This is a genomic window from Streptomyces sp. NPDC001678 (assembly GCF_042892945.1).
In the GTDB taxonomy this organism is placed as follows: Bacteria; Actinomycetota; Actinomycetes; order Streptomycetales; family Streptomycetaceae; genus Streptomyces.
The window spans coordinates 324,133-347,480 of record NZ_JBIAUP010000005.1 but is presented as its reverse complement, the minus strand read 5'-3'; the positions used below and the strand labels follow the sequence as shown (position 1 = coordinate 347,480).

The 23,348-nt window shown below is 71.6% G+C and carries 21 protein-coding genes; 3 read left to right on the top strand and 18 right to left on the bottom strand.

What is annotated here, in order from left to right; genetic code table 11:
- Positions 1-16: 16 nt before the first annotated feature.
- The 13 genes from ACFYZR_RS13430 to rpsD all read right to left on the bottom strand — a co-directional run bounded on the left by ACFYZR_RS13430 (position 17) and on the right by rpsD (position 12,983).
- Positions 17-1,129 carry an aminopeptidase P family protein gene (locus tag ACFYZR_RS13430; RefSeq protein WP_391909357.1) on the bottom strand — a complete coding sequence of 371 codons (1,113 nt, stop codon included), beginning with the start codon at positions 1,127-1,129 and terminating at the stop codon, positions 17-19.
- Positions 1,130-1,188: 59 nt separating this feature from the next.
- Positions 1,189-1,905 carry an AAA family ATPase gene (locus ACFYZR_RS13425; protein ID WP_391909807.1) on the bottom strand — a complete coding sequence of 239 codons (717 nt, stop codon included), beginning with the start codon at positions 1,903-1,905 and terminating at the stop codon, positions 1,189-1,191.
- A 157-nt stretch (positions 1,906-2,062) separates the two neighbouring features.
- Entirely contained in the window at positions 2,063-2,500 is a 438-nt protein-coding gene (gene aroQ, locus ACFYZR_RS13420) for a type II 3-dehydroquinate dehydratase (protein WP_391909804.1), read from the bottom strand.
- A gap of 14 nt (positions 2,501-2,514) precedes the next feature.
- Positions 2,515-3,606 (bottom strand): 3-dehydroquinate synthase, encoded by a 1,092-nt coding sequence (gene aroB, locus ACFYZR_RS13415; RefSeq protein ID WP_391909354.1) that lies wholly within the window; start codon positions 3,604-3,606, stop codon positions 2,515-2,517.
- 7 nt (positions 3,607-3,613) lie between these two features.
- The gene (locus ACFYZR_RS13410) at positions 3,614-4,159 is read right to left on the bottom strand and encodes a shikimate kinase (protein WP_391909351.1); all 546 of its coding nucleotides are present in this window, start codon (positions 4,157-4,159) and stop codon (positions 3,614-3,616) included.
- On the bottom strand, positions 4,156-5,340 hold the full coding sequence (gene aroC, locus ACFYZR_RS13405) for a chorismate synthase (RefSeq protein ID WP_391909349.1): 1,185 nt from the start codon (positions 5,338-5,340) through the stop codon (positions 4,156-4,158). The genes ACFYZR_RS13410 and aroC overlap by 4 nt, the downstream gene beginning before the upstream one ends.
- A gap of 201 nt (positions 5,341-5,541) precedes the next feature.
- Positions 5,542-6,375 carry a shikimate dehydrogenase gene (locus ACFYZR_RS13400; protein WP_391909346.1) on the bottom strand — a complete coding sequence of 278 codons (834 nt, stop codon included), beginning with the start codon at positions 6,373-6,375 and terminating at the stop codon, positions 5,542-5,544.
- Positions 6,372-8,105, bottom strand: a complete 1,734-nt coding sequence (gene mltG, locus ACFYZR_RS13395) for an endolytic transglycosylase MltG (protein WP_391909343.1) — start codon at positions 8,103-8,105, stop codon at positions 6,372-6,374. The genes ACFYZR_RS13400 and mltG overlap by 4 nt, the downstream gene beginning before the upstream one ends.
- A gap of 124 nt (positions 8,106-8,229) precedes the next feature.
- A complete protein-coding gene (gene ruvX / locus ACFYZR_RS13390; RefSeq protein ID WP_311610405.1) occupies positions 8,230-8,694 on the bottom strand; it encodes a Holliday junction resolvase RuvX in 465 nt (154 codons plus the stop codon).
- 1 nt (position 8,695) lies between these two features.
- On the bottom strand, positions 8,696-11,365 hold the full coding sequence (alaS, locus tag ACFYZR_RS13385) for an alanine--tRNA ligase (RefSeq protein WP_391909339.1): 2,670 nt from the start codon (positions 11,363-11,365) through the stop codon (positions 8,696-8,698).
- Positions 11,365-11,694 (bottom strand): hypothetical protein, encoded by a 330-nt coding sequence (locus tag ACFYZR_RS13380; protein ID WP_391909336.1) that lies wholly within the window; start codon positions 11,692-11,694, stop codon positions 11,365-11,367. The genes alaS and ACFYZR_RS13380 overlap by 1 nt, the downstream gene beginning before the upstream one ends.
- Positions 11,695-11,703: 9 nt before the next feature.
- Entirely contained in the window at positions 11,704-12,147 is a 444-nt protein-coding gene (locus ACFYZR_RS13375; protein WP_391909334.1) for a DUF948 domain-containing protein, read from the bottom strand.
- A 221-nt stretch (positions 12,148-12,368) separates the two neighbouring features.
- A complete protein-coding gene (gene rpsD / locus ACFYZR_RS13370) occupies positions 12,369-12,983 on the bottom strand; it encodes a 30S ribosomal protein S4 (RefSeq protein ID WP_229352320.1) in 615 nt (204 codons plus the stop codon).
- Positions 12,984-13,184: 201 nt separating this feature from the next.
- Between rpsD and ACFYZR_RS13365 the strand changes: the two genes are divergently transcribed.
- Positions 13,185-13,901 carry a DUF2470 domain-containing protein gene (locus ACFYZR_RS13365; RefSeq protein ID WP_391909331.1) on the top strand — a complete coding sequence of 239 codons (717 nt, stop codon included), beginning with the start codon at positions 13,185-13,187 and terminating at the stop codon, positions 13,899-13,901.
- A gap of 82 nt (positions 13,902-13,983) precedes the next feature.
- On the opposite strand, the gene ACFYZR_RS13360 is transcribed toward ACFYZR_RS13365, so the two are convergent.
- The 4 genes from ACFYZR_RS13360 to ACFYZR_RS13345 form a co-directional block, all read right to left on the bottom strand.
- Positions 13,984-15,336, bottom strand: a complete 1,353-nt coding sequence (locus tag ACFYZR_RS13360) for a replication-associated recombination protein A (RefSeq protein ID WP_391909328.1) — start codon at positions 15,334-15,336, stop codon at positions 13,984-13,986.
- A gap of 85 nt (positions 15,337-15,421) precedes the next feature.
- Positions 15,422-16,072, bottom strand: a complete 651-nt coding sequence (locus ACFYZR_RS13355; RefSeq protein ID WP_391909326.1) for a vitamin K epoxide reductase family protein — start codon at positions 16,070-16,072, stop codon at positions 15,422-15,424.
- 60 nt (positions 16,073-16,132) lie between these two features.
- A complete protein-coding gene (gene hisS, locus ACFYZR_RS13350; protein WP_391909322.1) occupies positions 16,133-17,395 on the bottom strand; it encodes a histidine--tRNA ligase in 1,263 nt (420 codons plus the stop codon).
- A gap of 11 nt (positions 17,396-17,406) precedes the next feature.
- On the bottom strand, positions 17,407-18,114 hold the full coding sequence (locus ACFYZR_RS13345; RefSeq protein ID WP_391909319.1) for an MBL fold metallo-hydrolase: 708 nt from the start codon (positions 18,112-18,114) through the stop codon (positions 17,407-17,409).
- Between the two features lie 211 nt (positions 18,115-18,325).
- Here ACFYZR_RS13345 and ACFYZR_RS13340 point away from each other — a divergent pair, with 211 nt between their 5' ends.
- Entirely contained in the window at positions 18,326-19,135 is an 810-nt protein-coding gene (locus ACFYZR_RS13340) for a peptidylprolyl isomerase (RefSeq protein ID WP_391909316.1), read from the top strand.
- Positions 19,136-19,348: 213 nt separating this feature from the next.
- Positions 19,349-20,578 (top strand): DUF349 domain-containing protein, encoded by a 1,230-nt coding sequence (locus ACFYZR_RS13335; RefSeq protein ID WP_391909313.1) that lies wholly within the window; start codon positions 19,349-19,351, stop codon positions 20,576-20,578.
- 67 nt (positions 20,579-20,645) lie between these two features.
- Here the strand turns inward: ACFYZR_RS13335 and ACFYZR_RS13330 are convergent, their stop codons facing one another.
- A complete protein-coding gene (locus ACFYZR_RS13330; RefSeq protein WP_391909310.1) occupies positions 20,646-23,204 on the bottom strand; it encodes a RelA/SpoT family protein in 2,559 nt (852 codons plus the stop codon).
- Positions 23,205-23,348 lie beyond the last annotated feature (144 nt).

Here is a 23,348-nt window from a genome sequence, read left to right as displayed (position 1 = left end):
ACGTGCGATGCGCCGGTTAGAGCGCGAGCAGCTCTTTGGTCGTAATGGTGAGTAGCTCGGGTCCGCCGTCCGCCTCGGGGCGGACGACGAGCGTGTCATCGATCCGGACGCCGCCCCGCCCCGGGAGGTGGACTCCCGGATCTACGGTGACCGGCACGCAAGCGTCCAGTTTACCCATTGCGGACGGTGCCAGCCGAGGGTCCTCGTCGTTTTCGAGCCCCACGCCGTGACCGATGCGGGGTCCGACCCTTTCGCCATGGCCCGCGGCCTCCAGCACGACCCGTGCCGCGCGGTCCACATCACGGTACGCCGCGCCCGGCGCGAGGGCCTCACGACCCGCCCGCTGGGCGGCGAAGACCTGCTCGTACAGCTCGATCTGCCAGTCCGCCGGAGAGGCCCCGATGACGAACGTACGGGCGATCTCGCTCCGGTACCCACGATAGTCCGCCCCCAGGCAGACGCTGAGGAAATCGCCCTCCTCCACCCGGCGGTCGGTCGGGACGTGCCCGGTCCGCCCCGAGTGGGGCCCCGCGCCCACCGACGTGGGGAAGGCCGGGCCGTCCGCGCCGTGGTCGATCAGCCGGCGCTCCAGCTCCAGCGCCAGATGGCGCTCGGTGCGGCCGACGAGTATCGACTCCAGCAGCTCGCCCAGGGCCTGGTCGGCGATCTCGGCGGCGATCCGCAGGGTCGAGATCTCCTCGTCGTCCTTGATCACCCGCTGCTGCTCCACGGCCGTCCCCAGGTCGCCCAGCCGCAGCCGGGGGGCGACCGAGCGCACCGCGCGGTGCCGGGCCACGGTCAGATGGTGCTCCTCGACGGCGAGCGACCGCACCCCGCGCTCCGCGGCCCGCTCGGCGGCGGCCACGGCCGGATCGCCCTCGGGCGTGGGCAGCACCAGGACGGTCAGCCCGTCGCCGGGGCGGCTGGCGCCCGTGGCGTCCACGAAGGGGTCGCTCGCGCACACCAGCGCGTCGTCGCCGTCCGGGCCCAGGAGCAACGCGGCCCCGGGCGGCGCGCCGCCCGCCAGATACCGGACATTGGCGCCGCCGCAGACCAGGGCGGCCTCGCCGCCGGCCGCCGCGCACCGCTCGCGCAGCCGGGCCCGGCGCGTCGCGTACACCTCGGACATGCTTCCGAGCGTACGTTCGGCGGCCGCATCCGGCCTTTCCAGCGCCTCCGACCGGGGACCTACCAGGTGGTCAGGGCGCGGGCGACGGCCTCGTCGAGCAGCCGGGCGGTCGTGGCGACGTCCAGCTGGGAGTTGTCGATGATGGGCAGGCCCGAGCCGTACCAGCCGGCCATCCGGCCGTGGATCCGGGCGACCTCCTCGTCGCTGAGCCGGCGATTGCCGCTGCGTTCGGCGTTGCGTTCGAGGACGACGTCCAGGCCGGGCAGCAGCACCACGGGCAGCAGCCCCGGGCCCACGTGCCGCTTCCAGCCGCCGAGGCCGACGACGGGCCGGTCGGGGAAGACGGCGTCGTCGAGGATGCAGGAGATGCCGTTGGCGATGAAGTTCCGCGCGGCGAAGCCGCAGGTGCGGCGGGCGAGGCGGTACTGCGCCTCGGAGTGGTCGTTCCACCCGGACTGCGGGTCGGCGAATCCGGAGCGCACCCATTCGCGGACGTCGTCCAGGCTGATGTGCGCCGTGGGCACCCGGCGGGTGTCGGCCCAGTACCGGGCGACGGTGGTCTTGCCGGCGCCGGCCGGGCCGATGAGGAGGACGGCGACGGCGGCGGTCTGGGCCGGCCCGGCCATGGTCCCTTGTGGCGGGCCGGCCGGCATCGGTGGGAGCTGCATCCGGTGGCTCTCCGTCTCGTTCTGGCGTGGGGCGGTGGGGTTTCCCCAATCCCGCCCCTTCCCGTAACCGGGGCTCCGCCCCGGACCCCGGTCCTCAAACTCCCCCAGCTACCGCTGGGAGGTGCCCCCAACGGGCTGATTTCAGCCCGTCCGGCGTTTGAGGACACCGCGCGCGGCGCGGTCCGGGGGTCCGGGGGCTTGCCACCGGGAATCGGGAAGGGGCGGGTCAGGGGAAAGCGTAAGCCCCGCCCTGAGGACGCCCCTGTCAGCCCGTCAGTTCCTCCGCCAGCGCCCGCAGGGCAAGCCGGTACGAACCGATCCCGAACCCCGCAACCGTACCGCTCGCCACCGCCGCGATCACCGACGTGTGACGGAACTCCTCCCGCGCGTACGGGTTGGAGATGTGCACCTCGATGAGCGGCGCCGTCCGCTGGGCCGCCGCGTCGCGCATCGCGTACGAGTAGTGGGTGAACGCGCCGGGGTTGATGACGACGGGCAGCTCGCCGTCGGCCGCCTCGTGCAGCCAGCGGACCAGCTCGCCCTCGTCGTTGGTCTCCCGGACCTCGACGGCGAAGCCGAGCTCCGCGCCGAGCGTCGTGCACGCCTCGACGAGACCCTTGTAGGAGGTCGAGCCGTAGACGTCGGGCTCGCGCGAGCCGAGCCGGCCCAGGTTGGGCCCGTTGAGGACGAGGACCTTCCGGATATCGCTCACCCCGCTCACGCCGCGATCTCGGCGTGTGCGGCCAGCAGCATCGCCGGGTCCGGGCCCTCAAGGACCGTGGGCTTGGCCAGGCCGTCGAGGACGATGAAGCGCAGCCGGTCGCCGCGGGTCTTCTTGTCGACCTTCATGGTCTCCAGCAGCTTCGGCCACTGGTCGCCGCGGTAGGTGACGGGCAGGCCGACGGCGGTGAGGATCGCGCGGTGCCGGTCGGCGGTGGCGTCGTCCAGACGGCCGGCGATCCGGCCGAGCTCGGCGGCGAAGACCATGCCGACGGCGACGGCCGCGCCGTGCCGCCAGTTGTAGCGCTCGTTCTTCTCGATGGCGTGGGCGAGCGTGTGACCGTAGTTCAGGATCTCGCGCAGGCCCGACTCCTTGAGGTCGGAGGAGACCACCTCGGCCTTGACCCGGATGGCCCGCTCGATCAGCTCGGAGGTGTGCGGGCCCCCGGGCGTACGGGCGCCCTCGGGGTCGGCCTCGATGAGGTCGAGGATCGCCGGGTCGGCGATGAAGCCGGCCTTGATGATCTCGGCGAGACCGCTGACGTAGTCGTGGACCGGCAACGACTCCAGCGCGGCCAGGTCGCACAGGACGCCGGCCGGGGGGTGGAAGGCGCCGACGAGGTTCTTGCCCTCGGCGGTGTTGATGCCGGTCTTGCCGCCGACGGCGGCGTCGACCATGCCCAGGACGGTGGTGGGCACGGCGATCCAGCGCACACCGCGCAGCCAGGTGGCGGCGACGAAGCCCGCCAGGTCGGTGGTGGCGCCGCCGCCCACGCCGACGATGACGTCGGTGCGGGTGAAGCTGGTCTGGCCGAGCGCCTTCCAGCAGTAGGCCGCGACCTCGACGGTCTTGGACTCCTCGGCGTTCGGCAGCTGGATCGCTATGGCCTCGTAGCCCTGGGCCGCCAGGTCCTCGCGGATGGCCTCCCCGGTCGAGGCGAGCGCCTCGGGGTGGAGCACGGCGACCCGCTTGGCCTTGGTGCCGATGAGGCCGGGCAGCTCGCCCAGCAGCTGGCGGCCGACCAGCACCTCGTACGGCGCGGTGCCCGCGCTGCCGGCGACCTGGATGCGGGTGGGGGCGTCGGTCATGCGTTCCTCACTGCGGGGAGTCAGTGGTGTCGGTGGTGGGCGCCGGGGAGAGCCGCAGCGCCTGGAGCACGGCGTCGGCGACCTCGGCCGGGGTGCGGCCGCCGGTGGCGACCACGGCGCGGGCGACCTCGGTGTAGAGCGGCCGGCGCGCTTCCATCAGCTCGCGCCACCGCTTGCGGGGGTTGACGGCGAGCAGCGGGCGCGGGGCGTCCAGGCCCACGCGACGCACGGCGTCGGCGAGTTCGACGTCGAGGAAGACCACGGGCAGGCCCTTGAGCAGGGCCCGGGTGCCCGGGTCCATGACGGCGCCGCCGCCGAGGGCGAGCACCCCGGGGTGCTCGGCCACGGCGGTACGGACGGCCTGCCGCTCCAGCTCGCGGAAGTGCGGCTCGCCCTCGTCGACGAAGATCTCCGGGATGGGCTTCCCGGCGGTCTCCTCGATATCGGCGTCGGTGTCCCGGTAGCCGGTGCCCAGCCGCTCGGCGAGCAGGGCACCGATGGTGGACTTGCCCGCGCCGGGCGGGCCCACCAGGACGAGGACGGGGGTGGTCACTTGATGGCCAGGTTCTCGAGGTAGCCCTGGACGTTGCGGCGGGTCTCGGCGACGCTGTCGCCGCCGAACTTCTCCACCACCGCGTCGGCGAGGACGAGCGCGACCATCGCCTCGGCGACGATGCCGGCCGCCGGGACGGCGCACACATCCGAGCGCTGGTGGTGGGCCTGGGTGGCCTCGCCGGTGGTCACGTCGATCGTGCGCAGGGCGCGCGGGACGGTGGCGATGGGCTTCATGGCGGCGCGGACGCGCAGCAGCTCGCCCGTGGTCAGACCACCCTCGGTGCCGCCGGAGCGGCCGGACGTGCGGCGGATGCCGTCCTCGGTGGCGACGATCTCGTCGTGCGCCTTGGAGCCGGGCACGCGCGCCAGCTCGAAGCCGTCGCCGACCTCGACGCCCTTGATCGCCTGAATGCCCATCAGGGCGGCCGCGAGGCGGGCGTCCAGCCGGCGGTCCCAGTGGACGTGCGAGCCGAGGCCCACCGGCACACCGTAGGCCAGGACCTCGACGACGCCGCCGAGGGTGTCGCCGTCCTTGTGGGCCTGGTCGATCTCGGCGACCATCGCCTTGCTCGCGGACTCGTCGAGGCAGCGCACCGGGTCGGCGTCGAGCTTCTCGACGTCGCCGGGGGTGGGGTACACGCCGTACGGGGCCTTGGCCGCGGCCAGCTCCACGACGTGGGAGACGATCTCGATGCCGGCCGCCTCCTTGAGGAAGGAGCGGGCGACGGCGCCGAGGGCGACGCGGGCGGCGGTCTCACGGGCGGAGGCCCGCTCCAGGACCGGCCGGGCCTCGTCGAAGCCGTACTTCTGCATCCCGGCGAGGTCGGCGTGGCCGGGGCGGGGGCGGGTGAGCGGGGCGTTGCGGGCGAGCTCGGCCAGCTCGGCGGGGTCGACGGGGTCGGCCGCCATGACCTTCTCCCACTTGGGCCACTCGGTGTTGCCCACCATGACCGCGACCGGGGAGCCCATGGACAGTCCGTGCCGGACGCCGCCGAGGAAGGTGATCTCGTCGCGCTCGAACTTCATCCGCGCGCCGCGTCCATAGCCGAGGCGGCGCCGGGCGAGGTGGTCCGCCACCATCTCCGTGGTGACCGGCACGCCGGCGGGAAGACCCTCCAGCGTCGCCACGAGTGCGGGGCCGTGCGACTCCCCCGCCGTCAGCCAGCGCAACCTGCTCAACGGTGCTCCTCTGCTCGCGCGCTCGAATCTCATGCCGCGCGACGACCCGGGGGCGCGGCGCGGCGGTGGGCCGGGGAGCGCGACCCTGGCCCGCCACCCCGATCCTCCCATGCCGGGCGGACATTCCCGGCCGCCGGTCCAGGGTGTGGACCGGCGGCGTCACGTGGTGGACGGCCGGGCCGACGCATACGGGCGGCCGCCTCAGCTCGTACGGGCGGCCAGGGCCGCCTCGCCGGCCGCGCGCATGGCAGCCAGCGGGGCCGGGGCGCGGCCCGTCATCAGCTCGACCTGGAGGACGGCCTGGTGCACCAGCAGGTCCAGGCCGCCGAGGACGGTGCCGCCGCGTCCGGCCCAGGCAGCGGCCAGCGGGGTCGGCCAGGGCTCGTAGAGGACGTCGAAGAGGGTGCCGGGGCGCTCGGGGACGGACCCGGCGAGATCGTCCGTGGCCCCGGCGGGGGTGGTGGCGACGACCAGCGGCGTGGTGAGGGCCTCGGCCGCCCGCGACCAGTCGGCGGTGCGCACGGGCACGCCCAGCCGCTCGCCCCACTCGCGCATCTCCGCGGCGCGCTCGGCGCTGCGGACGTAGGCGGTGACCTCGCCGGTGCAGATCCGGGCGAGCGCGGCGAGCGCGGAGGAGGCGGTGGCTCCGGCGCCGAGGATCGCGGCGGAGCCGACCGTCTCCACGCCACGCTCGCGCAGGGCCGCCGCGATGCCGGGGATGTCGGTGTTGTCGCCGAGACGGCGGCCGTCGTCGGTGAGGATGACGGTGTTGACCGCCTCCACGGACCGGGCCGTGGCGCTGACGTCGTCCAGCAGCGGGATCACCGCCCGCTTGAGGGGCATGGTGAGCGAGAGCCCGGCCCAGCCGGGGCCCAGCCCCGCCAGGAAGGCGGGCAGCGCGGCCTCGTCCACCTCGAAGCGGTCGTACGTCCACTCCCCCAGGCCCAGTGCCGCGTAGGCGGCCCGGTGGAGGACCGGGGAGAGGGAGTGGGCGATCGGCGAGCCGAGGACGGCGGCCCGCTGTTGTGCGGTCACTGCGCGGCCGCCTTCTTCGCCTTGTTCTCCTGCTCGTACCGCTGGCGGTTCTTGTTGTGCTCGGCGTTCGTCACCGCGAACAGGGTCTCGTTCTCGTTGATGGAGACGAAGTAGTACCAGGGGCCGTCCGCCGGCTGGATCGCGGACTTCAGCGCTTCCAGGCCGGGGTTGCTGATCGGCCCGGGCGGCAGGCCCTTGATGCTGTACGTGTTGTACGGGTCCTTGAACTTGCGCAGATCGCTGACGGCACCGACGTCGAGGGTGCTCTGGCTCTTGGCGTAGTTCACCGTGGAGTCGAAGTCGAGGAGGCCGTAGGTCTCCTTGTTGTCCGGCTTGAGCCGGTTGTAGACCACCCGCGAGATCTTGTCGAAGTCGTGCTTGTACTTGCCCTCGACCTGGACGAGGCTCGCGACGGTGATGACCTCCATCGGAGACTTCAGCCCCAGCGCGGCGGCCTTGCCCGCCACGTCCTGCGCCTCGTAGTTCTGCTTGGCGCGGGCGACCATCTGGCGCAGGAGGTCCTCCGGCTTGGTGCCCTTGCCCGCGCTGTACTGCGACGGGAAGAGGAAGCCCTCCAGCGGGTCCTTGACGTCGGGGGCGCTGTTCGCCCACTCGGGCAGGCCCAGGTTCTTGGCCTGGCTCTTGGCGACGCCCTTGGTGGTGCCCGCCGCGAGCCCGAGCTTCTTGTCGATCGTGGTGTAGATCTCGGCGGCCCGCATGCCCTCGGCGAAGGTGAGGAAGTTCGCCGAGTTGGTCATCATGCCCACGGCCGCGGCGCCGGACATCTCCTTGTGGAGGGTGTACGTGCCGGGCTGGATGGACTTCTTCGCGGCGGCCGCGGTGAAGGCGCCGACGCTCTTGACGACCCCGGCCTTCTGGAGGACCTGGCCCATCTCGGTGAGGCTGGCGCCCTTGGGGATCTCGACCTGCACCTGGCCGTTGCCCTCGCCCTCGTAGTCGGGCGCGGTGCCGTAGTGGGTCTCCCAGTAGTCGTAGGCGAAGTAGCCGGCGCCGCCCAGGCCGCCGACGAGCACCACGGCGACCAGCAGGCAGGCGGTGCCGCTGCGGCGCTTGTTCTTCTTCTCCCGGCCCTTGCCGCCCTTGCCCTTGCTCCTGCCCTTGCCGCGGTCGCGGCCCCGGGCGGGCTCGTCGTCGGGGTCGTCGTCGAGGACGGCGGGGGCGGAGGCCCGGTCGTCGATGTCGTCGAAGAGGGAGATCTTCTCCTCGACGGGGTCGGCGGGCACGGTCTGCACCTGGGGCATCTGGTGCGTGCCCGTGTGCTGCTCCGCGGGGGCCTGCGGCACCGGGTGCTGACCGGTGTGCTGGTTCACGGGCACCTGGTGCTGACCGGTGTGCTGATCCATGGGCACCTGGTGCTGCCCGGTCTGCTGGTTCCCCGGGTGGAGGGCCTGGTGCTGGCCCGTGTGCTGGTCCGGGTAGCCGTGGGCACCGGTGTCGTACTCGTAGTAGCCCTGCTGGCCACCGCTGGGGTACGTGCCGGTCTGCTGCTCGACGTACTGCTGGCCCTGACCGTTGGTGTCGTACGGGCCGGGGCCCCCCGCGTGCTGCGAGGGGTCCCAGCCGTACTCCTGCTGACCGGTGTAGGGGGGCTGTGACTGCTGGGCCTGCTGGGGCTGCGTGTACTGCTGCCCGGTGTAACCCCGGTCCCCGTACAGGGGGTCCTCAGGGTGCCACGGTTGGGAGCCGGAACCCCGGCCGTACTCAGTCATCTATCCCCTAGAGCCGCACAGCGGCAGCCAGTGCGCCTGGTGAAGCGCGGAAGTCCGACGTCTGGTCCTGCCCTGAAGACATTCGAACAGCTGCCATGTCGCGCGGAACGTTACCGTATTGCGATCAGATGACCACGTCGACGGTCTCGCCCGGAGGCCGCCCGGAGACCTTCTCGGTCTCCAGGGCGTTCTGGAGGATGACCACCGCCGCCGCCTGGTCCACCACGGAACGGCCCTTCTTGGCGTTGACGCCGGAGGCGCGCAGCCCCTGGGCGGCCGTGACGGTCGTCATCCGCTCGTCGACCAGCCGCACCGGCACCGGAGCGACCCGCCGGGCCATCTCCTTGGCGAAGGTGCGCACCTTGGCCGCCGCCGGGCCCTCGCCCCCCTTGAGGGAGCGGGGCAGGCCGACGACGACCTCGATGGGCTCGTACTCCGCGACGATCGCCACCAGCCGCTTGTGGGCCTGGGGGATGTCCCGGCCGGGGACGGTCTCCACCGGAGTGGCGAGGATCCCGTCGGGGTCGCACGAGGCGACCCCGATCCGGGCGTCCCCGACGTCCACGGCGATGCGCCTGCCGCGTCGCACGTCAGGCCGCCTGGGCCACGAGGCGCTCGACGGCGGCCATGGCCTCGTCGACGGCCTCGGGGTTCTGGCCGCCGCCCTGGGCGACGTCCGGCTTGCCGCCGCCACCGCCGCCGAGGGTCTTCGCGGCCGTACGGACCAGGTCGCCGGCCTTCAGACCGCGCTCGCGGGCGGCCTCGTTGGTGGCGATCACGGTCAGCGGACGGCCGCCCGCCACGGTGAACAGGGCCACCACGGCGGCCCGGCCGCCCTGGATGCGGCCGCGGACGTCGAGGACCAGCTTGCGCAGGTCGTCGGCGCCGGTGCCGTCCGGCACCCGGCCGGTGACCAGGGCGATGCCGTGGATGTCCTTGGCGCCCTCGGCCAGGCCGGCGGCGGCCGCCAGGACCTTCTCGGCGCGGAAGCGCTCGATCTCCTTCTCGGCGTCCTTGAGCTTGGCGAGCATGCCGGAGATCTTCTCCGGGAGCTCCTCGGGACGGCCCTTGACCAGCTCGGTGAGCTGGGCGACGACCGTGTGCTCCTTGGCCAGGAAGTTGTAGGCGTCGGCGCCGACGAGGGCCTCGACACGGCGCACTCCGGAGCCGATCGAGGACTCGCCGAGGAGCTTCACCAGACCCAGCTGGGCGGTGTTGGCGACGTGCGTACCGCCGCAGAGCTCCTTGGAGAAGTCGCCGATGGTCACGACGCGGACCCGCTCGCCGTACTTCTCGCCGAACTCGGCGATGGCACCGGACTTCTTGGCCTCCTCCAGGCTCATGACCTCGGCGTGGACGTCGAGCTCGCTGGAGAGGACCTCGTTGATGCGCTGCTCGACGTCGGTGAGGACCGAGCCGGGCACGGCGGCCGGCGAGCCGAAGTCGAAGCGGAAGCGGCCCGGGGAGTTCTCCGAACCGGCCTGGGCGGCCGTCGGGCCCAGGGCGTCGCGCAGCGCCTGGTGGGTGAGGTGGGTGGCGCTGTGGGCGCGGGCGATGGCGCGGCGGCGCTTGACGTCGATCACGGCGTAGGCGGAGGCGCCCACGGTGACCTCGCCGACCTGGACGACACCCTTGTGGACGTGGACGCCGGGGACCGGCTTCTGCACGTCGCGGACCTCGATCACGGCACCGGAGTGGAGCTTGATCCGGCCCTGGTCGGCGAGCTGGCCGCCGCCCTCGGCGTAGAAGGGGGTGCGGTCCAGGACGACCTCGACCTCGTCGCCCTCGGTGGCGGCCGGGGAGGACACACCGTCGACGAGCAGGCCGACGATGGTCGACTCGCCCTCGGTGGTGGTGTAGCCGGTGAAGTCGGTCTCGCCGGAGGCGTCGGCGAACTCGCGGTAGGCGGACAGGTCGGCGTGGCCGGTCTTCTTGGCCTTGGCGTCGGCCTTGGCGCGCTCCCGTTGCTCCTTCATCAGGCGGCGGAAGCCGTCCTCGTCCACGGAGAGGCCCTGCTCGGCCGCCATCTCCAGGGTGAGGTCGATGGGGAAGCCCCAGGTGTCGTGGAGCAGGAACGCCTTGTCGCCGGAGAGGACCGTGCCGCCGGCGGCCTTGGTCTCGGTGACGGCGGTGTCGAGGATGTTGGTGCCGCCCTTGAGGGCCTTGAGGAAGGCGGCCTCCTCGGCGAGCGCGACGGTCTCGATGCGCGTGCGGTCGGTGAGCAGCTCGGGGTACTGCTGGCCCATCGTGCGGATGACGACGTCGAGCAGCTCGGCGACGACCGGGCCGGTGGCGCCCAGCAGGCGCATGTTGCGGATGGCGCGGCGCATGATGCGGCGCAGGACGTAGCCGCGGCCCTCGTTGCCGGGGGTGACGCCGTCGCCGATGAGCATGGTGGACGTGCGCATGTGGTCGGCGACCACGCGCAGCGCGACGTCGGTGTTCTTGGCCGTGCCGTACTGGACGCCGGTGAGCTCGGTGGCCTTGTCGATCACGACACGCAGGGTGTCGGTCTCGTACATGTTCTGCACGCCCTGGAGGATCATCGCCAGGCGCTCGAGGCCGAGGCCGGTGTCGATGTTCTTGCTGGGCAGGTCGCCGAGGATCGGGAAGTCCTCCTTGCCCTCGCCGGCACCGCGCTCGTACTGCATGAAGACCAGGTTCCAGATCTCCACGTAGCGCTCGTCGTTGACGGCCGGGCCGCCCTCGACGCCGAACTCCGGGCCCCGGTCGTAGTTGATCTCGGAGCACGGGCCGCAGGGGCCCGGAACGCCCATGGACCAGTAGTTCTCCTTCTTGCCCAGGCGCTGGATGCGCTGGGCCGGCACGCCGATGACGTCGCGCCAGATGCGCTCGGCCTCGTCGTCGTCGAGGTAGACGGTGATCCAGAGCTTCTCGGGCTCCAGGCCGTAGCCGCCGTCCGCCACGGGAGTCGTCAGCAACTCCCAGGCGTACTTGATGGCGCCTTCCTTGAAGTAGTCGCCGAAGGAGAAGTTGCCGCACATCTGGAAGAACGTGCCGTGGCGGGTGGTCTTGCCGACCTCTTCGATGTCCGGGGTGCGGACGCACTTCTGCACGCTCGTGGCGCGCGGGAAGGGCGGCTTGACCTCACCGAGGAAGTAGGGCTTGAAGGGGACCATGCCCGCCGGGACCAGCAGCAGGGTCGGGTCGTCCGCGATGAGCGACGCCGAGGGGACGACGGTGTGCCCGCGCTCCTCGAAGAAGCGCAGCCAGCGGCGGCGGATTTCAGCCGACTCCATCAGTGGTCCTCTTTCCGGGTGAACGAGTTGTAGGTGTGGTGCTGTTCGAGAGCGACGAGGCGGCGCTGCTCGGGAAGGGCGCGGCGGTCGGGCTCCGGCGGGACGGCGGTCAGGCCCAGGGCGTCCTTGAGGGCCGCCTCCCGGTGGGCCATGCCGTCGCGCACGTCGAGGGCGAAGAGCTTGACCTTGCGGCCGGCGATCACGGCCCGGTCGGCCGCCTGGAGCGCCAGGCTCTCCGGGGTGAGCTTGGCGAGCTTGCGGTTGACCTTGGTGGTGGCCCACACGCCGGCTGCTACGCCGGTGGTGAACCAGAACGTGCGGCGGAACATTTCCGGGTCTCAGCCCTTCCCACGGGTACGGCGGCCGCCGAACCGGGCGGACGGCAGCTTCTTGTCGACGGCCCTGCCGACGAAGACGGTGCTCCGCGGCTCCGGCTCGGCCTTGCGGCCCATCGCGCGGCGCACGCCGTAGCCGAACGCGGCGACCTTGACCAGGGGGCCGCCGAAGGCGGAGGAGACGGTCGAGGAGAGCGCCGAGGCGTTCGCCGTGACCTCCTGGACGTCCGCGGTGATCGAGTCGACGCGGGCGAGCTGGGTGTTGGCGGAACGGACGGTCGCGGACGCGTCGGCCAGCAGCGGGACGGCCTGCTCGGAGATGTCGTCGACCAGTCTGGTGGCCGCTCTCAGCGTCTGCGCGAGCCGGACCAGCACCAGGGCGATGAACGACACGAGGATCGCCCAGAAGACGGCCACGAGGATCCCGGCCACCTCTCCACCGGACACGCTGCACCGCTCCCTAGCTGTTGTCTTTCACTGCTTGTCGGATACCGACCTTATCGCGCCGGGCCTTCACGGCCGTACCGCATTACCGGTCCGTACGGCACGGATGTACGACGGACGTCCGGGGTCTCGCGGCCCCCGGAAACGCGCCAGCCCGCCGGCCCGCGGCCACGAGGGCCGACGGAACGACGGGCTGGGCGAAAGGAGAGGTCCTACGGCCGGGATTAGCGGGCGTAGTACTCGACGACGAGCTGCTCGTCGCAGATCACCGGGATCTCCTTGCGGTTCGGGTCGCGGTCCAGGCGGAACGCCAGCGCCTGCAGGTTGACCTGCAGGTAGCGCGGGGTCTCGCCCTCACCGGCGTAGCCACCGGCCATGGCGACCTGGAACGGGTGCTTGGCACGGCTGCGCTCGCGAACGGTCACGACGTCGTTCGGGCGGACGCGGAAGGACGGCTTGTCGACCTTCTTGCCGTTGACCTCGATGTGGCCGTGGACGACCATCTGGCGCGACTGGTAGACGGTGCGGGCGATGCCGGCACGCAGGACCAGGGCGTCGAGGCGACGCTCGAGCTCGACGACCAGCGCCTCGCCCGTCTTGCCCTCGGCCTTCTTGGCGCGGTCGTAGGCGCGGGCCATCTGGCGCTCGCTGATGTCGTACTGGGCGCGCAGACGCTGCTTCTCGAGCAGACGGACCTTGTAGTCCGAGTTCTGCTTGCGGCCACGGCCGTGCTCACCCGGCGGGTAGGGGCGGGCCTCGAAGTACTTGACGGCCTTCGGGGTCAGCGCGATACCGAGCGCGCGAGACTTCTTGACCTTGGGACGCGACTGGTTAGGCACGTTCTCCAGACCTCCGTTGATAGGTTAGGTTAGGCTTACCTTACTCAAGGAGATCGCATGTCTCGTCCGGGGAACACCAGTCACATCACGGACAGCACGAAGGGATCCCAAAAGGGATCCGACGCTCTCGAGGGCGTCGACGTGACGGAGGTCCGATCAGATCGTGGTCAGCCGCGTCCCAGCGGACTTGAGATCGCCCGGATGCCGTCAGCAGCCGAGCGCACACGAACTCTCGTACAGAGTACATGCTCCGCGGTGCTGCTGATCCCCGGGCTGCCCGGCACCCACCCCGACCAGCTGCTGCCCGACGTGCGGACCGTGGGCCCGGACGGCGAGGTCTTCCTCGTCCTGCCCGCCGATTCGCCGGCCGTGCGGGCCGCCACCCACGCCCAGGACGACGAACTCGCCGTGGTCCTGGAGCTCACGGATGTGGCCCCCGTCTCCGTCCCCAACCGTATCCGCGGCCGCGCCTGGCTGTCCGGCTGGCTGACCTGCGTGCCCGGGGTGGCCGAGCCGGGCCGGATGCTGCTGCGGCTGGAGCTGGGCGAAGCGAGCGTGGACGACCTGTGGGGCGCGGAGACGGTCGAGCCCGACGCCTTCGCCCAGGCCTGCCCCGACCCGCTGGTCGAGCACGAGACGGAGCTGCTCCAGCACCTCCACTCCGGCCACGGCGACCAGGTGCGGAGCCTGTGCGCGCTGCTCGGCGACCGCGAGAGCGACACGTGGGACGCCTACGCCTCGGCGGTGCCGGTGGCGCTGGACCGCTTCGGCCTCCGCGTCCGCTTCACCCGCCGCCACGGCACCGGCACGACGGCCGACCGCTCCTTCGACGCGCGCTTCGAATTCCCCGAGCCGGTCGAGGACGTCGTCGCCTTGCGGCGGGCGATGCACCAGTTGTTCGACGCGGCGGGTTACTGAACCGGGCGCGCCGGTTGTGGGCAGTCGTTCCGCAGGGCGGAACGGGTGGGCACAACCGGCCCACCGGGCCGCACCCGAACCGCTACGAATCCCCCCGCAAGCGCGAGCGCACTCGCTCCACCACGTCCGCGTACCGCGCCTCCGCCCCGTACCGAGTCGGCTCGTAGTACACCTTCCCGTGCACCGAATCCGGCGCGTACTGCTGCGCCGCGATGCCACCAGGCAGATCGTGGGGGTACTGATACCCCTGCCCATGCCCCAGCTTCTCCGCCCCCTTGTAGTGGCTGTCCCGCAGATGCGCCGGCACCGGCCCCGCCAGCCCCGCCCGTACGTCCGCCAGCGCGGCGTCGATCGCCAGGTACGCCGCGTTGGACTTCGGGGCCAGCGCCAGCGCCACCGCCACCTGGCTCAGTGTGATCCTCGCCTCGGGGAAGCCGATCAGGGCGACGGCCTGCGCTCCGGCCACCGCCGTCTGGAGGGCCGTGGGGTCCGCCAGGCCGATGTCCTCGCTCGCCGAGATCATCAGCCGGCGCGCGATGAAGCGCGGGTCCTCGCCCGCCTCGATCATCCGCGCCAGATAGTGCAGCGTCGCGTCCACGTCCGAACCGCGGATCGACTTGATCAGGGCGCTCGCCACGTCGTAGTGCTGATCGCCGTCGCGGTCGTACTTCACGGCCGCCCGGTCGACCGCGCCCTCCAGCGTCTCCAGGGTGATCTCGGCCTCGCCCTTGGCGATGGCCGAGCCCGCGCCGGCCTCCAGCGCCGTGAGCGCGCGGCGGGCGTCGCCGCCCGCGATGCGCAGCAGATGGGCCTCGGCATCCGCGGAGAGGGAGACCGCCCCGCCCAGCCCGCGCTCATCGGTGAGGGCGCGGGCGATCAGGCCGCGCAGATCGTCGTCCGTCAGCGCCTGGAGCGTCAGCAGCAAGGAGCGCGAGAGCAGCGGGGAGATGATCGAGAAGTAGGGATTCTCCGTCGTGGCCGCGATGAGCGTGACCCAGCGGTTCTCCACGGCGGGCAGCAGGGAGTCCTGCTGGGCCTTGCTGAAGCGGTGGATCTCGTCCAGGAAGAGGACGGTCTCCTTGCCGTAGCCCCCGGAGGCGCGGCGGGCGCCGTCGATGACGGCCCGCACCTCCTTGACCCCGGCGGTGATCGCGGAGAGCTCCACGAAGCGCTTGTTGGTGGCCTGGCTGACCACATAGGCCAGCGTGGTCTTGCCGATGCCGGGCGGGCCCCAGAGGATCACCGAGGAGGGCCCGGCGGGACCGCCGCTCCCCTCCCCCACCAGGCGGCGCAGCGGGGAGCCCGGCTTGAGCAGGTGTCCCTGCCCCACGACCTCGTCGAGGGTGCGGGGGCGCATCCGGACGGCCAGCGGGCTGCCCGCCGGATCCTTCTCCTGGCGGTCTTCCGCGGCGGCGGTGAACAGGTCGGGCTCCACGCTCGAAACCCTATGCCACCCCACTGACAATGCCGCCGGACCCGGGGGTCCGGCGGCATCGTTCATGAGCCAGGTACGGGACGGATCAGGCCGTGCCGCCCGTCCAGAACCACCACCACTTGGTGAGGATCAGCATCCCGATGATGCCGACGTGCAGCACCGGCAGCACCCAGTGGAACTCCAGCAGCGCCCGCTTGAGCCCGTCCGGCGCGGGGATGAAGCCGTGCCGGACGTTCTGCACGGTGACGTACCAGAACATCACGATGGTGGCGACCCAGGCGAGGCAGCACCACAGGCAGAGCGAGCCGATGACGTACAGCGACTGGTACTGGAGCCAGGTGACGAAGCCGACGCCGAAGAGGCAGCCGGCCTCCATGCCCAGCCAGTACCAGCGCGGGAAGCGGGCACCGGAGAGCAGCGCCAGCCCGATCGCGATGATCGCGCCGTAGCAGACCAGGCCCAGCATCGGGTTGGGGAACCCGAAGGCCTCGGCCTGCTTGCTGCTCATGATGTTGCCGCAGGAGACGATGGGGTTGAGGCTGCAACCGGGCTTGAAGTTCGGGTCCTTGAGGAGCTCGATCTTGTCCAGCGTGATGACCCAGGAGGCCAGCAGACCCATCGCACCGGTGATCACCAGCATCAGCGCGAACGCACGGCTCGCGCCCACGCCGCCACGCCCGGGGCCGTCCCGCTCCGTGCCGTCGAGGTCGGAGCGGTCGAGTGCCGAAGTCGTCATAGCGCTGTCGATCCCATCAGTAGGCCGTTGCCGCCCCATTCTGCACCAGTAGCCTGTGAATCAGCCCTGGGCCGAAAGGACCTCACCCACAACGGTGTCGAGGGCCACGGCCTTCTGCTCACCGCTCTCCAGGTCCTTCAGCTGCACCATGCCATCGGCGAGGTCCCGCTCGCCGGCGACGAGCGCGAAGCGCGCGCCGGAGCGGTTGGCCGACTTCATGGCGTTCTTCACGCTCTTGCCGCCGAAGGCGAAGTCCGTCGCCACACCGGCCCGGCGCAGCTCGGTGACCACGCCGAAGAGCACCCGGCGGGCCTCCTCGCCCAGCGGCACCGCGAAGACCTGGGTGGCGGCGGGCAGTTCGAGCTCGATCCCCTCGGCCTTGAGGGCCAGCACCGTGCGGTCGACGCCGAGCGCCCAGCCGACGGACGGCAGGGCGGGGCCGCCGATCATCTCGGACAGCCCGTCGTAGCGGCCGCCGCCGCCGACGGCGGACTGCGAGCCGAGGCCGTCGTGGACGAACTCGAAAGTGGTACGGGTGTAGTAGTCCAGGCCCCGGACCAGCTTCTCGTCGTCCTCGAAGGCGACGCCGGCGGCGGTCAGCAGCTCGCGCACCTGCTCGTGGTACGCCTTGCACGCCTCGCACAGGTGGTCGCGGAGCATGGGGGCGCCGACGAGCTGCTTCTGGACGGCCTCGCGCTTGTCGTCCAGGACGCGCAGCGGGTTGATGTCGATGCGGCGGCGGGTGTCCTCGTCCAGGTCCAGGCCGCGCAGGAACTCCTGGAGGGCGGCCCGGTAGGCGGGGCGGCACTCCTTGTCGCCGAGCGAGTTCAGCAGCAGGCGGAAGTTCGCCAGGCCCAGCGACTTGTAGGCGTCGACGGCCAGGATGATCAGCTCGGCGTCCAGCGCCGGGTCCTCGGCGCCGATGGCCTCCGCGCCGACCTGCGAGAAGTGGCGGTAGCGGCCGGCCTGCGGGCGCTCGTAGCGGTAGTACGAGCCCGAGTACCAGAGCTTGACGGGCAGGTTGCCGGCCTTGTGGAGGTTGGCCTCCAGGGCGGCGCGCAGCACGGAGGCGGTGCCCTCGGGGCGCAGGGCGAGCTGGTCGCCGCCGCGGGTGGTGAGGGTGTACATCTCCTTGGTCACGATGTCGGTGGACTCGCCGACACCGCGGGAGAACAGCTCGACCTGCTCGAAGCCGGGGGTCTCCACATAGCCGTAGCCGGCCCGCTTGAGCGGGGCGGAGATCGCGTCGCGCACGGCGAGGTAGGTCGCCGAGTCGGGCGGAAGGAGGTCGTAGGTGCCCTTGGGGGCCTTGAAGGTGCTCACGGAAACTCTCGTCACATTCCTCGTCGCGGAGCCGAGGGGGCTCCAAGGCCGGCGGCCACTTCCCGCAGATAGGGGTTGGTGGCGCGCTCCTGGCCGATGGTCGTCTGGGGGCCGTGGCCGGACAGCACCACGGTCGAGTCGTCCAGGGGCAGGCACACACGGGCCAGCGACTGGAGCATCTCGGCGTGGTCACCGCCGGGCAGGTCGGTGCGTCCGATGGAGCCGGCGAACAGCAGGTCGCCCGAGAAGAACACCGAGGGGATCTCAGTGGTCCGGGGCATCCTGAAGGTCACCGACCCCTTGGTATGGCCGGGCGCGTGCGCGACGGAGAACTCCATCCCCGCGAGTTCCAGCCGGCTGCCGTCGGAGAGCTCCTTGACGTCGTCCGGCTCCCCCACCGTGAGCTCGCCCATGAGGTGCTGCCCGATGGAGCGGCCCAGGGCCTTCTCCGGGTCGCTCATCATGTAGCGGTCGGCGGGGTGGATCCAGGCGGGGACGTCATGGGCGCCGCACACCGGGACGACCGAGGCGACGTGGTCGATGTGGCCGTGGGTGAGGACGACGGCGACGGGCTTGAGCCGATGCTTCTTGAGCGCTTCCTCGACTCCCTGGGCCGCCTGGTGGCCCGGGTCGATGATCACGCACTCCTCGCCGGCGGCGGGGGCGACCAGGTAGCAGTTGGTCCCCCAGGCCCCGGCGGGGAACCCGGCAATGAGCACGTTCGTCCTTAATGATCGGCGAGTTCTTGCAGGCGGTCCTGCAGGCGGTCTTGCGGGTGGTCTTTCCGGCGGACGCCCCCGGGCGGGGACACCCGACCGTCTCAGAGCCTACCGGCGGCACTCCCGCCACGGCGAACCCGTATACGGTACGGGCGACAGTTGCGATTCGTGGCTTATGACATGCACAGCGACGGCACGAGGAGAGGACCCGGTGGTCAGTAACGAGCAGCGGCGGCGCCAGCTCGCCCGGGAGAAGTTCGAACGGCAGCGGCAGCGTCGCGAGGCGGCCCGCCGCAAGGCCCACCGCCGTAACGCGGTGATCGCCGCCGGAGTCGCCGTGGTGCTGGCCGCGGGCGCGACCGCGTACGCCACCGGCGCCCTGGTCGACGACAAGAAGAAGGACACCGCCGCCGACGCCGCCCCCACGCCCAAGAAGGTTCCGGACCCCTGCGCGAAGCCCGCGCCGGGCACGCCGTCCGCCAAGACGTGGAAGTCCGAGCCGGAGATGACGGTCGACAAGTCGGCGTCGTACGCGATGAACCTCACGACCACGTGCGGCGCCATCGACCTCAAGCTGGACGCCGCGAACGCCCCGCACACGGTCAACTCCTTCGACTTCCTGGCGAAGGAAGGCTTCTTCGACCACTCGAAGTGCCACCGGCTGACCACCGCCGGGATCTACGTCCTGCAGTGCGGCGACCCCAAGGGCACCGGCCAGGGCGGCCCCGGCTACACGATCGAGGACGAGAACCTCAAGGACTCGAAGCTCAAGGGGAACGTCTACCCCGCGGGCACGGTCGCGATGGCCAACACCGGCCAGCCGCACACCGGCGGCAGCCAGTTCTTCCTCGTCTACCAGGACAGCCAGCTGCCGCCGCAGTACACGCCGTTCGGCACCATCGGCGCCGAGGGCATGAAGACGCTGAAGAAGATCGCCGCCGCGGGTGAGCAGTCCGGGGCCGGCGACGGCGCGCCGAACGCCACCGTCGTCATCGACAAGGCGGCGGTGACCAGAAGCTGACGCCCGTACGGCGAAATTTCGGTCGCGCGGGATACGGACAGCCGGGCCGCCGTTCGCCTATGTTGGCGTTGTGTAGGGTGCCTGCTCCGACGGTTCCGCGCACCCGAACGATCAAGCCGTCGGACCGGCCAGGGCGCGGCCCTGCCCGGCAACAACTGTGGACGATGCGCGCGGGCCGCGACGACGGCCCCGCCATCATGTGGAGGAGGCGCTGTGAGCAGCGACCCGTGGGGCCGCGTCGATGAGACGGGCACCGTGTACGTGCGTACTGCCGACGGCGAGCAGGTCGTCGGCTCGTGGCAGGCGGGGTCCCCGGAGGAGGCCCTGGCTTACTTCGAGCGCAAGTACGAGGGCCTGGTCGTCGAGATCGGCCTCCTCGAGCGGCGGGTGAAGACCACCGATCTCTCGGCCAAGGACGCGATGGCCGCGATCGACCACATCCGCACCCAGGTCGACGAGCACCATGTGGTGGGCGACCTGAACGCGCTGCGGGAGCGGCTGGACAAGCTGGTCGCCACCGTCGAGACGCGCCGCGAGGAGCGCAAGGCGGCCAAGGCCAAGCAGTCCGAGGAGGCCCGTACGGCCAAGGAGTCCCTGGTCGCCGAGGCCGAGGAGCTGGCGGCGAGCGAGCAGTGGCGCTCGGCCGGCGAGCGGCTGCGCGCCCTGGTGGACACCTGGAAGGGCCTGCCCCGGCTGGACCGCAAGACCGACGACGAGCTGTGGCACCGCTTCTCGCACGCCCGGTCGGCGTTCTCCAAGCGGCGCAAGGCGCACTTCGCCTCGCTGGACGCACAGCGCGAGGAGGCCCGCAAGGTCAAGGAGAAGCTGGTCGCCGAGGCCGAGTCGCTCTCGGGCTCGACGGACTGGGGCCCGACGGCCGCGCGCTACCGCGACCTGATGGCCGACTGGAAGGCCGCCGGGCGCGCCCAGCGCGAGGCGGAGGACGAGCTGTGGGCCCGTTTCCGGGGCGCCCAGGACGTCTTCTTCCAGGCCCGCGGCCATGTCTTCGCCGAGCGCGACGCGGAGCAGTCCGGCAACCTCACGCTCAAGGAGGAGCTGGTCGTCGAGGCCGAGAAGCTGCTCCCGGTGACCGATCTGAAGGCGGCCCGGGCCGCGTTCCGCTCGATCAACGAGCGCTGGGAGGCCATCGGCCATGTGCCGCGCGACGCCCGCCCGAAGATCGAGGGCCGGATGCACGCGGTCGAGCGGGCCATCCAGGAGGCCGAGGAGGCCGAGTGGCGGCGTACGAACCCGGAGGCGCGGGCCCGTGCGGCCGGGCTGACGGGTCAGCTCCAGGCGGCCGTCGACAAGCTCCAGGAGCAGGTCGACAAGGCGCGTGCCGCGGGCAACGACGCCAAGGCGAACAAGCTCTCGCAGGAGCTGGAGGGCCGCAAGGCGCTGCTGGACCAGGCCCTGAAGGGCCTTGAGGAGTTCGGCGGCTGATCGAGCCGTCACGCAGTAAGAGGTAAGGGGCTCCGGCTATTGCCGGAGCCCCTTACTCATGCGCGGCTCAGGGCCTGCGGGCCGACGTCACGCGGTAGACGTCGTAGACGCCCTCCACACCGCGGACGGCCTTGAGCACGTGCCCCAGGTGCTTCGGGTCACCCATCTCGAAGGTGAAGCGCGAGGTGGCCACCCGGTCGCGGGAGGTCTGCACGGCGGCCGACAGGATGTTGACGTGCTGGTCGGACAGCACCCGGGTGACGTCCGAGAGCAGCCGGGAGCGGTCCAGCGCCTCCACCTGGATGGCGACGAGGAAGACCGACGACTGGGTCGGCGCCCACTCCACGTCGAGGATCCGCTCGGGCTGCTGCGAGAGCGAGTCGACGTTGACGCAGTCCGCGCGGTGCACGGAGATGCCGTTGCCGCGGGTGACGAAGCCGATGATCGGGTCGCCGGGGACGGGCGTACAACAGCGGGCCAGCTTCACCCACACGTCGTCGACGCCCTTGACGACCACACCCGGGTCGGCGCTCGAGCGGCGCTTGGAGCGGCCGCGGATGGGTGCGGCCTCCTCGATGTCCTCGGTGGCCGCGTCCTCGCCGCCGAGGGCCTGGACGAGCTTCTGCACCACGCCCTGCGCCGCGACATGGCCCTCGCCGATGGCGGCGTAGAGGGAGGAGATGTCGGGGTAGCGCATCTCGTGCGCGAGGGTGACCAGCGAGTCGCCGGTGAGGATCCGCTGGATCGGCAGGTTCTGCTTGCGCATGGCGCGCGCGATGGCGTCCTTGCCCTGCTCGATGGCCTCGTCGCGGCGCTCCTTGGAGAACCAGGCACGAATCTTGTTGCGGGCGCGCGGGGACTTGACGAAGCCCAGCCAGTCGCGGGACGGGCCCGCGCCGGTCGCCTTGGAGGTGAAGACCTCCACCAGGTCGCCGTTGTCGAGGGTCGACTCCAGCGGGACGAGCCGTCCGTTGACCCGGGCGCCTATCGTGCGGTGGCCGACCTCGGTGTGGACGGCGTAGGCGAAGTCGACGGGGGTGGCGCCCGCCGGGAGCGCTATGACATCGCCCTTGGGCGTGAAGACGAAGACCTCGTTGCGCGAGAGGTCGAAGCGCAGGGACTCCAGGAACTCGCCCGGGTCCTCGGTCTCCTTCTGCCAGTCGAGCAGCTGCCGGAGCCAGGCCATGTCATTGACGGTGTCCTGGTTCTTGCCGGCGTTCTTCGGCACATCCGTACGGATCTTGGAGGCGCCGGCGACGGCCTCCTGCTTGTACTTCCAGTGCGCGGCGATGCCGTACTCGGCGCGGCGGTGCATGTCGAACGTGCGGATCTGGAGTTCGACGGGCTTGCCGCTGGGCCCTATGACCGTCGTGTGCAACGACTGGTACATGTTGAACTTGGGCATCGCGATGTAGTCCTTGAACCGCCCCGGGACCGGGTTCCACCGGGCGTGGACGGTGCCGAGCGCCGCGTAGCAGTCGCGGACGGTGTCGACGAGGACGCGGATGCCCACCAGGTCGTAGATCTCGGCGAAGTCCCGGCCCCGCACGATCATCTTCTGGTAGACGCTGTAGTAGTGCTTCGGGCGGCCGGTGACGGTCGCCTTGATGCGGGCGGCGCGCAGATCGGCCTGGACCTCGTCGGTGACGACGGCCAGGTACTCGTCGCGCTTGGGGGCCCGCTCGGCGACGAGACGGACGATCTCGTCGTACATCTTGGGGTAGAGGATCGCGAAGGCGAGGTCCTCCAGCTCCCACTTGATGGTGTTCATGCCCAGCCGGTGTGCCAGCGGGGCGTAGATCTCCAGGGTCTCGCGGGCCTTCTTCTCCTGCTTCTCCCGCTTGAGGTAGCGCATGGTGCGCATGTTGTGGAGGCGGTCGGCGAGCTTGATGACCAGGACGCGCGGGTCCTTGGCCATGGCGACGACCATCTTGCGCACGGTCTCGGCCTGCGCGGCCTCGCCGAACTGCACCCGGTCCAGCTTGGTGACGCCGTCGACGAGCAGGGCGACCTGGTCGCCGAAGTCACGGCGGAGGTCCTCCAGGCCGTACTCGGTGTCCTCGACGGTGTCGTGCAGCAGGCCGGCCATCAGGGTGGCCGGATCCATGCCCAGCTCGGCGAGGATCGTGGTGACGGCGAGGGGGTGGGTGATGTAGGGGTCGCCGCTCTTGCGCTTCTGGCCGCGGTGCCAGCGCTCGGCGACCTGGTAGGCCCGCTCGATCTGGCGCAACGTGCCGGCGTCGGCCTTCGGATCGTTTCCGCGCACGATGCGCAGCAGCGGCTCGAGCACGGGGTTGTACGGGCTGGAGCGCTGGACGCCGAGACGGGCGAGGCGGGCGCGGACGCGGCTGGAGGAGCCGGGCCGGGGCGCGGAGCCCTGCGAGGGCGTGGGGCGCGCCGGGACCGGGGCGGCGGCCGGCTGGGGCCGGGCCGTGGCGGACTGCCGGTCGGCCTTGTGGTGCGGGGTGCCCGCGGCCTGCGGACGGCTCCGCTCCCCGTCCGTGCCCCGGTCGGGCCCGTCGGCGCCGGCGGGGCGGCCGGAGGGCGTGCCCGTGACCGCCGCGGCCTCGGGAGACGGCTTCTTGTCCTCTTGAGCGGCGGTGAGCGGCTGGACCTCGTCTGGCAAGAGCACTCCTCATGCGTACCGGCCCCCCGTTCAGGTCCGGACTGCCATGGTATCGATCCCGGCCACCGGACCGCCGCGCACGGGGCGCCAACAGGAACAACAGCGGCGGGCACCGGGGCCTTCCCCGGTGCCCGCCGCGAAGTG